The 12,696-nt window shown below is 73.2% G+C and carries 13 protein-coding genes; 4 read left to right on the top strand and 9 right to left on the bottom strand.

Translation table 11 applies throughout. The annotated features are described in order from the left end of the window. Positions 1–57: 57 nt before the first annotated feature. Positions 58–2,223 (bottom strand): TerD family protein, encoded by a 2,166-nt coding sequence (locus ICC28_RS18150; RefSeq protein ID WP_188289635.1) that lies wholly within the window; start codon positions 2,221–2,223, stop codon positions 58–60. An 85-nt stretch (positions 2,224–2,308) separates the two neighbouring features. Then, entirely contained in the window at positions 2,309–2,704 is a 396-nt protein-coding gene (locus ICC28_RS18145) for a DUF5997 family protein (protein WP_188289634.1), read from the bottom strand. A gap of 57 nt (positions 2,705–2,761) precedes the next feature. Here ICC28_RS18145 and ICC28_RS18140 point away from each other — a divergent pair, with 57 nt between their 5' ends. Then, on the top strand, positions 2,762–3,547 hold the full coding sequence (locus ICC28_RS18140) for a LysR family substrate-binding domain-containing protein (RefSeq protein WP_188289633.1): 786 nt from the start codon (positions 2,762–2,764) through the stop codon (positions 3,545–3,547). 151 nt (positions 3,548–3,698) lie between these two features. On the opposite strand, the gene ICC28_RS18135 is transcribed toward ICC28_RS18140, so the two are convergent. Together ICC28_RS18135 and ICC28_RS18130 are read right to left on the bottom strand one after the other, a co-directional pair. Then, a complete protein-coding gene (locus tag ICC28_RS18135) occupies positions 3,699–4,040 on the bottom strand; it encodes a TfoX/Sxy family protein (RefSeq protein WP_223189031.1) in 342 nt (113 codons plus the stop codon). Continuing rightward, positions 4,037–4,480 carry an SRPBCC family protein gene (locus tag ICC28_RS18130; protein ID WP_188289632.1) on the bottom strand — a complete coding sequence of 148 codons (444 nt, stop codon included), beginning with the start codon at positions 4,478–4,480 and terminating at the stop codon, positions 4,037–4,039. The genes ICC28_RS18135 and ICC28_RS18130 overlap by 4 nt, the downstream gene beginning before the upstream one ends. Positions 4,481–4,591: 111 nt before the next feature. Between ICC28_RS18130 and ICC28_RS18125 the strand changes: the two genes are divergently transcribed. After that, positions 4,592–5,326, top strand: coding sequence for a flavodoxin family protein (locus ICC28_RS18125; RefSeq protein WP_188289631.1), 735 nt, complete (start codon positions 4,592–4,594; stop codon positions 5,324–5,326). Positions 5,327–5,348: 22 nt separating this feature from the next. On the opposite strand, the gene ICC28_RS18120 is transcribed toward ICC28_RS18125, so the two are convergent. Both ICC28_RS18120 and ICC28_RS18115 read right to left on the bottom strand, forming a co-directional pair. After that, a complete protein-coding gene (locus ICC28_RS18120) occupies positions 5,349–6,050 on the bottom strand; it encodes an HAD family hydrolase (RefSeq protein WP_188289630.1) in 702 nt (233 codons plus the stop codon). Between the two features lie 20 nt (positions 6,051–6,070). Beyond that, complete coding sequence (locus ICC28_RS18115) at positions 6,071–6,547, bottom strand: Lrp/AsnC family transcriptional regulator (protein ID WP_188289629.1); 477 nt, start codon at positions 6,545–6,547, stop codon at positions 6,071–6,073. Positions 6,548–6,742: 195 nt separating this feature from the next. On the opposite strand from ICC28_RS18115, the gene ICC28_RS18110 reads away from it, so the two are divergent. Together ICC28_RS18110 and ICC28_RS18105 are read left to right on the top strand one after the other, a co-directional pair. Then, positions 6,743–8,224, top strand: coding sequence for an FUSC family protein (locus tag ICC28_RS18110; RefSeq protein WP_188289628.1), 1,482 nt, complete (start codon positions 6,743–6,745; stop codon positions 8,222–8,224). Positions 8,225–8,686: 462 nt separating this feature from the next. Next, the gene (locus tag ICC28_RS18105; protein WP_188289627.1) at positions 8,687–9,724 is read left to right on the top strand and encodes a lactonase family protein; all 1,038 of its coding nucleotides are present in this window, start codon (positions 8,687–8,689) and stop codon (positions 9,722–9,724) included. A gap of 191 nt (positions 9,725–9,915) precedes the next feature. Here the strand turns inward: ICC28_RS18105 and ICC28_RS18100 are convergent, their stop codons facing one another. From ICC28_RS18100 to ICC28_RS18090, 3 genes are all read right to left on the bottom strand, one after another. Next, complete coding sequence (locus ICC28_RS18100; RefSeq protein ID WP_188289626.1) at positions 9,916–10,839, bottom strand: sirohydrochlorin chelatase; 924 nt, start codon at positions 10,837–10,839, stop codon at positions 9,916–9,918. A 152-nt stretch (positions 10,840–10,991) separates the two neighbouring features. Further along, on the bottom strand, positions 10,992–11,969 hold the full coding sequence (locus tag ICC28_RS18095) for an N-acetylglucosamine kinase (protein ID WP_188289625.1): 978 nt from the start codon (positions 11,967–11,969) through the stop codon (positions 10,992–10,994). Beyond that, entirely contained in the window at positions 11,966–12,643 is a 678-nt protein-coding gene (locus ICC28_RS18090; protein WP_188289624.1) for a uracil-DNA glycosylase, read from the bottom strand. The genes ICC28_RS18095 and ICC28_RS18090 overlap by 4 nt, the downstream gene beginning before the upstream one ends. Positions 12,644–12,696 lie beyond the last annotated feature (53 nt).

Below are 12,696 nucleotides of genomic sequence, written 5' to 3'. Positions count from 1 at the left end.
TTCACGTCAGGGGAGAAGGAAGCCCCTTCATGGCCTCACCGCTGCTCACGCTACCAGTCACTCCGGGATCAGGTCGCGCAGATTTTCGACGGTCACGATCCGCGAGTCCGGGTGCAGCCCGTCCGGCCGCCGTACACCGATGTAGGTGACCGGCCCGTCCGGGACCGTCTCACCGTCCCACACGTCCACCGCCCCGCCGGCCATCAGTTCCGCCAGGTACCGCACCGTCAGCTGCTCACGCTCGACGATCCCGCGCAGCAGCGTCGCCACCGACACCCGGTTGCCCTCGACCTGGTTGTGCGTCGGCGTGCCCCGCAGATACAGGTGCAGCCACTTGGCCCGCCACCGCCCGTCCTCCCCGCGCACGAAGGCGAGCGGCAGCGCCACCCGGCCCGGCCCGCGCAGCTCCGACTTCATCCGCACGGTCCGCGGCTCGAACGGCCGCCCCTTCTGCTCGCCCTCCCGCAGCATGAACCCGAAGAACGACTCCTCGGCCTCCTCGAAGCGCTCCCCGGAATAGATGTTGACCTGCGGCACGACGAACGTGCCCCGCACGGCACCCAGACGCAGGTTGATGAACTCCGAGGCGCCTTGCGGGGCGTTGGTGATGTCCCCGGAGTGCTCCCCGTCCACGTCACGGAGGTTGGTGTACGACAGCCAGGACACGGTCGCGTAGTCGGCGTCCAGCATCAGCGCCGAGAGGTCGTAGTCGGTGACCCGGCTCCGCTGCTTCCAGTACACGAAGAACCGCAGCAGCTCGCCGTCGACCGCCGAGACGGAGCCCCGCGGCAGCACACCGAGCCCCGCCGCCGTCGCCCGGCCGCTGAGCGGCAGCGCCACGTCGAGGACGTCCGGGTCGACCAGCAGACGGCCGGGGTCCGGCAGCCGGCGCCTGATCTCGGCGTCCAGCGCCGCGACCAGCCGGGCCCGCTCGGGCTCCGGCACGGGCGCCCGCTCGTCGCCGGTCACCCACGCCCGGCCCATCCGGTTGACGAACACCCGGCGCGCGCCGGTCTCCCCGCCCCGGTTGTGCAGATGCTCCCGCACCGACAGCACGACCCGCCCGGAGACCTGCGGGGCGACCGCCTCGGCGGCGGCCACGACGGCGTCCCGTTCCTCCCGCGTCCCGCACAGCCGCAGCAGCCGGTCCAGGGAGCGGAACAGCCGACCGGGCGCGCCCTTGAGCAGCTCCGCCGCACCGACGACGTCCCCCGCGTCGAGCAGCCCTTCCAGCCGCCCCTCGAAGGACGGCGCCTTCCGCTCGCCGCGCGCCACCGCGAACACCTCGGCGGCGTGCGGCCACTTCGGGTACTCGTGCGGATGCAGCCGCTCACCGAGCCGCTTCCACGCCTCGCGGTGCACCGCTACGTCGGCCAGCTTGGCGGGCGCCTGCGCCACCACGGCGTCCAGTCCCGCGAGCAGCGCCCGGCGTACCGGACGGGACAGCGCCCGGAAACGGGTCCGCTCCTGCAGCGTGACATCACCGTCCGACAGCGCGCAGGCCAGCCGCAGCACATCGGTGACCGTGTCCAGCAGCGGAGCCGAACCGGCCGCCAGCCGCGCCCGGTTGACGACAGCCCGGTTCTCCCGCACTGGGATCGCCTCCGGCTGCGGCCCGTCCGCGCACGTCCCGGCGAGCACGGCGAGGTCGGCGAGATGCTCCTCGCCCAGCGGGGTGGAGGACCCCGCCAGCGCCAGATACAGGCCGGTGACCTCCTGGTCGAGACCGGCGCCCAGGTGCAGCAGGGTCACCCGGTCACCGGCCGCGGGGACCAGTTCGGCGTGGGCGGCCAGCATCTCCTCGTAGGAGTGCTGGTAACGGCCGTACGACGGCAGGGTCAGCAGGTCCACCACACCGGTGCTCAACCGGGCCAGAACGCCGGGGCGCACGGACTCGTCGGCGAGGGCCTTGGCGATGCAGTCCCGCCAGAAGTCCAGTGTGTCCGGCACGTTGGCGGGGAAGTCGACGAAGTACACGTTGTGCCGCACATGGTCGCCGACCATCTCGCGGACGGTGGCGAGCGTGCGGACGGCGGTGTCGACGACCGTGTCCTCGGACAGCCCCGACAGATGCTCCAGCAGCTCCGCCGACAGCTTGAACCCCACCGACATCAGCGCCGCGTCGAACTGCCGCGCGGCGACCGCCCCTTGCCCCGCGGGACCGTTGGGGGAGGGGAGCCGGTAGGTGTGTCGGACGACCAGGGATTCCAGGCTGCGCTGCATGCCGGGATGATCCCAGGGTCGTACGTGCGTCCGCATTCGGGTTTTTACGGCACCCGGAGCCGGGTGGGCTTCGCGCAGGCGGGGGTCAGGAGTCCTGTCGTGCCGCCCGCTCGGCCTGCTGCTTCTTGATGCGGGCGCCCTCCTTGCGGACCTCGGCCTGGGTGGCGCGCTCCTTCTGCAGCCACTCGGGCTGCTCCTGCTTCAGGGCCTCGATCTGCTCGGTGGTGAGTGCCTCGGTGACCCCGCCGCGGGCCAGGCCTGAGATGGACACGCCGAGCTTCGCCGCGACCACCGGACGGGGGTGCGGGCCGGTGCGGCGCAGCTCGCGCAGCCACTCCGGCGGGTCCGCCTGGAGTGCGTTCAGCTCGGCGCGGGAGACGACACCCTCGCGGAACTCGGCGGGGGTGGCATCGAGGTACACACCCAGCTTCTTGGCCGCCGTGGCGGGCTTCATCGTCTGGGCGCTCTGGTGCTGCGTCATGCGTCAAGGGTATCGACCGGATGACCGAGTGCCGACCACGGCCGGTAACCTGGCCAGGTGACAGGCTCGGAAGTATCCCCTTCGTTCCGGCTCGCGTACGTCCCGGGAGTGACACCCTCGAAGTGGGTGCGGATCTGGAACGAGCGCTACCCCGACGTCCCCCTCGAACTGCTCGCGGTCACCGCCGCCGAGGCGCCCGGGGTGCTGCGGGACGGCGGCGCCGACGCCGGATTCGTCCGGCTGCCGGTCGACCGTACGGTCTTCAGCGCGATCCCCCTCTACACCGAGACCACGGTCGTGGTGATCCCCAAGGACCACGCCGTCGCGGCCGTCGACGAGGTCACCGCGGAGGACCTGGCGGACGAGGTCGTCTTCCACCCCCTGGACGACGTCATCGGCTGGGAGCAGCCCCCCGGCGAGCCCGGATTCGAGCGCCCGGCCACCACGGCCGACGCCGTCGAGCTGGTCGCGGCGGGCGTCGGCCTGCTGGTCGTACCCCAGTCGCTGGCCCGGCTGCACCACCGCAAGGACCTCACCTACCGCACCCTGGTGGACGCCCCCCAGTCGAGCATCGCGCTCTCCTGGCCGGAGGAGGCCACCACCGACCTGGTCGAGGACTTCATCGGCGTCGTCCGGGGCCGCACGGTCAACAGCACCCGCGGCCGCACCCCCGCCCCCCAGCCCAAGCCCGCCCCGGCCAAGGGACAGCGGAGCGCAGGCGGCACGTCCAGGAACCGCGGGTCGGCAAAGCACGGCGGCTCGGGCAAGGGTTCAGGCAAGGGCGGGGGAGCGGGCAAGGCCACCGGCGCCCGCCGCGGCGGCAAGCCCCGCCGCCGCGGCTAGGCGGACCTGGCGCATTGGACTACGGCTCGGCAGCGCCCCAAAGGGGCGCGGGGCTGTATCCACGGGTGGCTTCGCCACGGGGCGCGACCAGCCACGACGAGCCCGCAGCCGAACGACAACACATCACGGCACTTTCCGCGGAGCGCTCCGCTCACTTCTCCGGCAACCCCGCCGCGAAAGCGTGCCCCTCCGTCACCCACTCCGCCAGCGCCTCGTCCTGCGCGAGTACAGGCCCGGAGACCAGAATCCAGCCGCGCATCGGACGGCCGGTCATGTCGAACACCCGCGTGCCCGGCCGTGCCAGTGCCGCGTCCGCGGCCTCGGGGCCGACCCGGACCATGAGGTCGTCGCCGGTGATGCCGACGGCCATGTTGCCGTGCACCAGGAACGCGAGCCCGCCGAACATCCGCTTCTCGGTGATCCCCGGGCGGGCTCCCAGCCGCTCCCGTACGCGCTGGACGAGCCCTTCGTCGTAGGCCATGGCGGTGCTCATTCCGTGAGGCGGAGTTCGAGGTCGCGCAGGTCCTTGCGCAGGGAGGAGCGGACCTGGCGGGCCAGGAGGGGTGCCGCCAGGCGGTAGAAGCCGCCGGAACCGCCCCGCACGCGGATGCGGGCGAGGGTACCGCGGGGATGCGGCGCGAAGGCGTACGTCACGTGCATCGGCAGCGGGCCCGCCACGGACTCCATGTCGAGCAGCCGGGGCGGGTCGTACGCCGTCACGCGCAGGACGTAGTCGATGCGCCGGCCGAGGAACGACGCCGTACGGGTGACCTCGGCGCCCGCGCCGAACCCGCCCGCGTCCGCCTCACGGGTCAGCTCCGCGGTCCGGATGCCCTGGGTCCAGTCGGCGTCGTGGCGCCAGTCCATGGCATAACCGGCCACACGCTCGGGAGGGAGCGGGACGACCCGCTCCACGGATACGTCGATCGTCATCGTGCTTCCAGCATCCTCGCGCCGGGCGCCGGGCGCACGGTGGGTCGAAGCGGGACAGGACGGCCCGCACGCGAGACGCTGCTTCCGACCGCCCCGCGCGAAGGAGCCGACATGACCGCAGCGAACCCCTCCTCCGACGACGCCTACCGCTTCGACGACCTGCGTGCCCTGTTCGTCAACTGCACGCTCAAGCCCTCGCCCCAGGTCAGCCACACCCAGGGCCTGGTCGACAAGAGCCGGGCGATCATGATGGCGCACGGGGTGAGCACGGACGTGATCCGGGCCGTCGACCACGACATCGCGCCCGGCGTCTACCCGGACATGACCGAGCACGGCTTCGCCACCGACGCCTGGCCGCAGCTCTACGAGCAGGTGATGGCCGCCGACATCCTGGTGATCGCCGGACCGATCTGGCTCGGCGACAACAGCTCGGTCACCAAGAAGGTCATCGAGCGGCTGTACGCCTGCTCGGGCATGCTCAACTCCGCGGGCCAGTACGCCTATTACGGCCGGGTCGGCGGCTGTCTGATCACCGGCAACGAGGACGGCGTGAAGCACTGCGCGATGAACGTCCTCTACAGCCTCCAGCACCTCGGCTACACCGTTCCGCCCCAGGCGGACGCCGGCTGGATCGGCCCGGCCGGTCCCGGCCCGTCGTACCTCGACCCGGGCTCGGGCGGCCCCGAGAACGACTTCACCAACCGCAACACCACGTTCATGACCTGGAACCTGATGCACGTGGCCGCCATGCTCAAGCGTGCCAAGGGAATCCCGGCCCACGGCAACCAGCGCTCCGAGTGGGACGCGGGCTGCCGCTTCGACGCCCCCAACCCGGACTACCGCTGAAGCACGCGCCGGGCGCGGCGGATCAGGGTGCGTACGTCGCCCGCCCCGCCATGAGCCAGTCGTACGCCGCACGCGCCGTGAACTCCTCCTGCCCGCCGCGCAGCAGAAGGTCGGCGGTCGCGAACTCGGGCGCGTCGGCCTGGGCGGCCACGTACGGGATCGCGATGCACCGCATCCCGGCCGCGTGCGCGGCGGCGGCGCCCGGCGCGGCGTCCTCCAGCACCACGCAGTCGCCCGGCGCCGCCCCGAGCCGGCGGGCGGCCTCCAGGAACACGTCGGGCGCGGGCTTCCCGCGCTCGACCTCGTCGGCCGAGACGACGGTGTGCAGGTGCGCGTCCAGTCCGGTGCCCGCCAGGACCGCGTCGATGGCTTCCCGCGAGGAGCCCGAGGCGACCGCCATCGGAACGCCCTCGCCCGCCAGCAGCTCCACGAACTTCCGCATCTGCGGGTACGCGCGGGTGGCGGACCGGGCCAGATCGAGGTAGCGGCGGTTCTTGGCGGCCAGCAGCTCCTCCACCGAGGCCCGCAGGCCGTAGCGGGCCTTCCAGGAGGTCACCGTCTCCAGCGTGCTGATCCCGACGTACCGCTCGTGCTCGGCCCAGGAGAAGTCCGGGACGCCGTGCTCGGCGAGGAGCTGCCGGCCGGCTTCGTAGTAGTTCGGCTCGCTGTCCACGAGCGTTCCGTCGAGATCGAAGATGACTGCGAGGTGACCGGGATTGCTCATGGGGTCCAGCATGCCAAGGATCACCTCCGGGCCGTACGGCCCACCGACTCCACCAGCGGCAGCAGCCGGTGCGCGACCCGCTCGCGCAGCGCCACCTCGGTACGGGTGCGGACCACGCCGGGCATGCTGATCAGCTTCTGGATCACGTCCTCGAGATGGGCGTTGTCACGCGCCACGACGCGGGTCAGCAGATCGCCGCCGCCCGTGATCGAGAACGCCTCGACGATCTCCGGTACGGCGGCCAGCGCGTCGCCCACGTCGTCGAGATGCCCCTGGGTGACCTCGATGTGCACGAACGCGAGCACCGGGTGGCCCAGGGCGGCCGGGGAGAGCGCCGGGCCGGTGCCGGTGATCACACCGTCCCGCTCCAGCCGGTCGAGCCGGGCCTGCAGGGTGCCGCGGGCGATCCCGAGGATGCGGGCGTACTCGCGCACACTGGTGCGCGGCTGCTCCAGCAGCAGCCGCAGGATGCGGGTGTCCAGCTCGTCCACGGCCATCGGCCCTGCCTCCTCACGCATGGTCCGTTGGCCCGCCCACGGGCGGACCGGACCCCCTTCTCCTGTACCAATGGACCAGCATATTCGACCTGACTTGAGCCAGCAGCCGGGCGGATGCTGCAATGAGGCCGTCGATGGCGCTGCGGACCCCGCGGCGCCTTTTTCGTGCCACGACCGAGCAGGGGGCGGGAAGCAGTGCTGAAGAGGGTGTTCATGGCTCCGGACCCGGGCCGCGCGCGGCTGCGCTTCGCCGCGCGCGCCGTGCTCGGGATCGGTCTCGCGGTCGTCGCCTGCGGCCTCGCCGGACACTCCCTCGTCGGCGCCGTCACCGGCGGCCTCGCCGCGCTGCTCGCCCTGTTCACGGTCACCGACTCCACGGTGCGCGGCCAGGCGGTCACCACCGCGCTGCTGCCGCTCGTCGGCCTGCCGGTGCTCGCCGCGGCGGCAGGCCTCCACGACCACCCCCTCGCCCGCGACCTCACCTTCCTCGCGGTCGTCGGCGCGGGCGTGTACGCGCGCCGCTGGGGCCCGCGCGGCCACAGCCTGGGCGTCTTCGCGTTCATGACCTTCTTCGTGGCGCAGTTCCTCCAGGCCACCCCGCCCCAGCTCCCCGAGCTCTACGCCGCCGTCCTCCTCTCCCTCCTCGTGGCATCCGCGGTCCGCTTCGGCCTGTGGTGCTACGAGCGCCGCCTCCCGCCCGCCGCCGTCCCCGCGCCGCCGGACGGCACCGGCCTGGCCCGCGTCACCACGCGCCAGGCCGTCCAGGCGACCGCGGGCGCCGCCTTCGCCCTCGTGATCGGCCAGCTGGTCTCCGGCGAGCGCTGGTACTGGGCCGTCGGCGCCGCCTGGTGGATCTTCGTCAACACCACCTCACGCGGCGAGACCCTGGTCCGCGGCTTCCGCCGGGTCCTCGGCACGGTGATCGGCATAGCCCTGGGCCTGCTCATAGCGGTCCCCTTGCAAGGCGCCCCCGTCCCGTCGACAGCCCTCCTCACCGCCTGCGTCTTCGGCATCTTCTACACGGCAGCGGTCTCGTACACCTGGATGATGCTCTGCGTCACCATCCTCGCCGAGCTCCTCTACGGCCTTCTCGGCGTCCTCGACCCCGCGCTGCTGGCGCTGCGGCTGGCGGAGACCGGCGTGGGCGCGCTCGGCGCCGTCCTGGCGGTGCTGTTCGTGCTTCCCGTGACCACCCACGCGGTGACCGACGCCTGGATCCAGCGGGCCCTGCGCTGCGTCCACGCGGCCACCGCCGAGGCCGCAGCCCGCCTGGCCGGCTCCACGACCGCCGACCCGGCCTCCCGGGTCACCGAACTGGAACAGCTCCTCGCCCGTGTCCGCCTCTCGGTCGCGCCCCTCGTCCACCCCCTCAACCCGATGCGGGGCCGCAAGCGCCGCGCCCGCCGCGTCCTGACCCTCCTCGACGACTGCGCCCGCGAGATCCGCGGCCTGGCAGCGGTCGCCGCCGACCCCGTGGCCTCCCACGACGCCCGCCTGGCCGCGGCCTGCTGGCGTGTGGAGGCAGCGGTCGAAGCCCTCACGAGCGGTACCCACACCACCCCCCTCACCCCCCAGCAACCCCCCGCCACCGACCCGGCCCTCACCCACCTCCACAGCCTCGAACAAGCCCTCACCGAACTGGCCACCCCCCTCGGACTCCAGGGCGCAGGCCGGTAGCCCCACCCTGCTGAGGGTCCCCTCTGGGGGGAGCCTGAGAAGGAGGCCGTTGAGGTCGATGGGGGTCAGGGGGAGGCCCCAGGGCCAAGGGTGAGGCGCCAGGTTCAGGGGTGAGGTCCCAGGGCCAAGGGTGAGGCCCCAGTGGGGTCCAGGGGCGAAGCCCCGGTGGGGTGTGGGGGTGATGCTGCGGTGGAGTGCGGGGGCGTCGCTCCGCTGGGGTCCAGGGGCGAAGCCCCGGTGGGGTGCAGGGGCGAAGCCCCGCGGGGGTTCAGGGGGCGGAGCCCCCTGGCGGGGTCGAAGGGGCGGAGCCCCTGGGGGATGGGACGGGTAGGGGCGGCGGGGGCGAAGAAGACAACCGGCGCAGAAGACCGCGCGCGCGGCACACCTCACCCACTTGGTCTAGACCGCACATGTCGACTGCTACCGTCACCCCCGGACGCACCCGACCGAGAGGGGACATCGGTGGCAGACGGCGAAAGGCAACGCAGGCGGGCCTTCATCGGATCGTTCACGGCCGCCGGAGGCCCAGGCATCGTGACAGCCTCCGTGACCCCGAACACCGGCGCCCTGACCCTCCAGGACAGCATCACCGACCTGCCCGACCCGTCCTACCTCGCGATCACCCCCGACGGCGACACCCTCTACGCCGTCAGCGAGACGACCGAGGGCACGGTAGCCGCGTACCGCGTGCGCGACGGCGACAAGCCCGCCCTCCTCGGCCACGCCGACGTACACGGCAGCGGCCCCACCCACCTCGCCCTCCACGCCGGCCACCTGCTGACCGCCAACTACGGCTCCGGAAGCGTCACCACCGTCCCCCTGCACCCCGACGGAACCTTCGCGGATGCCGCCCCCGCCGCCGTGCTCCGACACACCGGCTCGGGCCCGCACACCCCCCGCCAGCAGACCCCGCACCCCCACCACGCGCAGTCCGACCCCACCGGCCGCTGGGCCGTCACCGTCGACCTCGGTACCGACTCGGTACGCGTGTGCACCCTGACCGACGGCCGCCTCGACATCCACGGCGAGTACGCGCTCCGTCCCGGCTCCGGCCCCCGCCACCTGGCCTTCCACCCGGACGGCACCCTCGCCTACATCGCCAACGAACTCACCCCGACCGTCACCGTCTGCCGCTGGGACGCCGCCGACGGCTCCCTCAAACCCCTGGCCGAAACCCCGGTTCTCCCCGGCGCGCCGGTCGGTGACGCCTACCCGTCGGGCATCGTCGCCTCACCCGACGGCCGCTTCGTGTGGACCGCCACCCGCGGCGAGGACGTCCTGTCCGCGTTCGCCGTAGAGGGGGAGACCCTGCGCCTGCTCGGTACCGTGCCGTGCCGCGGCCACTGGCCGCGCGCCCTCGCCGAAGCCGACGGCTTCCTGTACGCCGCCAACGAGCGCTCCGGCGACGTGGCCTGGTTCGCCGTCGACACGGCCACCGGCCTGCCCCGCTACGGCGGCTCGGTCGAGGTACCCGCCGCGTCCTGCGTGATCATCGGCTAGAGCTGGAGCCAGCCCCAGAGTCAGCCCCAGAGCTCGACCCAGAGCCAGCCCCAGACCCAGACCTAGAGCTGCAGCCAGGGCCAGGCCCATGGCTCCGCCCACCCCCCCGCCCAGCGGGCATGCAGAAGGGCCCGCTCCAAGCTCCGGAGCGGGCCCTTTCGTCGTTCTGCGTGCTGCGGGCGCCGCCCGGGTCAGCGCACCGGCGTGCCGTGCGGCTGCTGCGGAGTGATGCCGAGCGCCGTCGTGTACTTGGCCAGGGCGAGCTTGCCGATGGCCGGGTAGGGGCCGAGCGGCTCGGCGGCGGAGCAGCCCGCCTCCTTGGCCGCGTCCTCGACCAGCGCCGCGTCGATCTCCGGCCCTATCAGGTACGGCGCCAGCGCCAGCTGCTGCGAGCCGGACGACCGTAGCTGCTCGGCGACGGAGGCGATCGAACCCTCCTGGTCCAGCGCCGCCGCCATCACCGGAACGGCGAGGCGCGCCGCCAGCAGCATGCCGGTGATCCCGGCCGCCTGCACGGCCTCCTCGCCGCCCACCGAGGCCAGGATGATGCCGTCCGCCGCCGTCGCCACGGTGAACAGCCGGGCCCGGTCGGCACGGGCCAGACCGGCCTCCGACAGGCGCACGTGCAGCGCCTCGGCGAGCAGCGGGTGCGGGCCGAGCGCGTCCGTCAGGTCGGCGGCGACCCTGCTGTCCATCACGGCCTGGCGGACCTGGCGCAGCAGCGCGTTGTCCGGGCCGGCGAGCAGCGGTACGACGACGGCGACCGGCCCCTCGGGCTCCTTGGCGTCCACGCCGGCGGCGACCGCCTGCTCGTAGCGGGCGGTGCGCTCCTGGGCGGTGTGGGTGAGCACGGCCTGGAGCGTGGGGAACTCCGAGTCGTCGCCGTCGAGGTAGCCGATCCGGGCGTCGAGACCGGGCAGCTCGGAGCGGGCGATGCTCACGACCTCCTCGGCGAGGCCGCGCGTGGCGGCCCCGGGCGCGCCCGGCACGGCGAGGACGAGCGCGGGCGCGCCCTCGGGTGCGGCCAGGGGCTCGGGTCGGCGGTGGCGCCCGGGCTGGCGGGGGCGCGGCATTCGTACTGGCAGGCCGGACGCGGGCCCAGTGGGGGAGCTCATGGCGCCGCATGTTACTGGCTTCTCGGGTTCCCCTGTTCGGGGAGGGTGCAGGTGAGCGGTATCCGTCCGGTTTTGTCTGATGAGTTACGTGCCCATCAGAAGTGATCGGCGCGTGTAGTCCCGTTTGTCGATGGTCAATGCACGCATGAGTGTCAACCGTTCTTTTCGGCCACCACGTACAGCATCGTCTCGTCACTCGGCAGAGTGAGCGTGTCGCCGGCGAGGTCCCTCGCGATGCGCACCGCGCCCCGCAGCGGATCCCCGGCGGGTGGCACCCGGCGCGCGTGCGGCAACCGCCGGGCCAACTCCTCCTCCAGCGGCGCCAGGAGCGGCTCGCCGATCCGGAAAAGACCACCCGTGAACGCCACTTGCGCGTCCGCCGTGTCCGGGCATACGGCCGCGGCGGCGTCCCCAATGTGCCCGGCCGCCGTGCGCAGGATGCCCGCGGCGACCGGATCGCCGTCCGCGCAGGCGGCCACCTGCGGGGCGAAGGAGGCGAGCACGGCGGGACGGTCCGTGCGCGGGTAGAGCTTGCCGGGCAGGCCGGTCAGCGGGCCGAACAAGTCCTCGGCCCGGGCCCGCAGCCCGGTGGAACCGCCCGGCCGCCCGTCGTACGCGCGCATCGCCGCCTCCAGGCCGGCCCGACCGATCCAGGCGCCGCTGCCGCAGTCGCCGAGCAGATGGCCCCAGCCGTCCGCGCGGTGCCAACGGGTCAGATCGGTGCCGATCGCGATCAGCCCGGTGCCGCCGGCGACCACGGCGCCCGGCACCGGCCCGAGAGCGCCCGCATAGCCGGTGACGCCGTCCGCGACGAGAGCCACCCTGCGCACCCCGAACTCCCGCCCCAGCGCGCCCGGCAGCTCCGCGCGCAGGGCATCGCCCAAGGTGGTCATCCCGGCGGCCCCGATGGTAGCGGCGCCCAGCTCCGCGATCCCGGCCTCGGCGGTCAACGCGCGCACCATGGGGACCAGTTGCGCCATGAGGTGCCCCGGATCGATACCCCGGGGGCCGGTCCGCACCGGCTCCCGCGACTGCCGTGGACCGGCCTCGGCGCCGTCCGCGGTGCCGACGACGACCCGCAGCCCGGAGCCTCCGGAGTCGACCGCCAGGATGCCCGGTGCGGCGGTCACGGCAGGCGCCAGTCCACCGGCTGTCCCCCCTGCTTGATCAGCAGGTCGTTGGCCCGGCTGAACGGGCGCGAGCCGAAGAACCCGCGGTCGGCCGACATCGGGGACGGGTGGGCGGACTCCACCGACGGCAGCGGGCCGAGGAGCGGGCGGCAGTTGCGGGCGTCGCGGCCCCACAGGATGGAGACCAGCGGCTTGCCCCGGCCGGCCAGCGCACGTATCGCCTGCTCGGTGACCTCCTCCCAGCCCTTGCCGCGGTGCGCGGCGGGCTTGCGCGGGGCCGTGGTGAGCGCCCTGTTGAGCAGCAGCACGCCCTGCTGCGTCCACGGCGTCAGATCGCCGCTGGACGGCTGCGGCAGTCCGAGATCGGTGCTCAGCTCGCGGAAGATGTTGAGGAGACTGCCGGGCAGCGGCCGTACCTCGGGGGCGACCGAGAACGACAGCCCCACCGCGTGCCCCGGCGTGGGATACGGGTCCTGACCGACGATCAGAACCCGTACGTCGTCGAACGGCTGCTGGAAGGCCCGCAGGACGTTCGGTCCGGCCGGCAGGTACGTGCGTCCCGCGGCGATCTCCGCGCGCAGGAAGTCGCCCATCTCGGCGATCCGTCCGGCGACGGGTTCGAGGGCCTTCGCCCAGCCCGGTTCGACGATTTCATGCAAGGGTCGTGGTGCCACGGCTGTCACCCTACTGCCGTACACACGGCGCCGATCAACCGGTGGCCAAGACC

The sequence above is a fragment of the Streptomyces sp. TRM68416 genome (assembly GCF_014596915.1).
Lineage (GTDB): Bacteria > Actinomycetota > Actinomycetes > Streptomycetales > Streptomycetaceae > Streptomyces.
The sequence above is the reverse complement of the archived record's forward strand: the minus strand, read 5'-3'. Positions and strand labels throughout refer to the sequence as shown.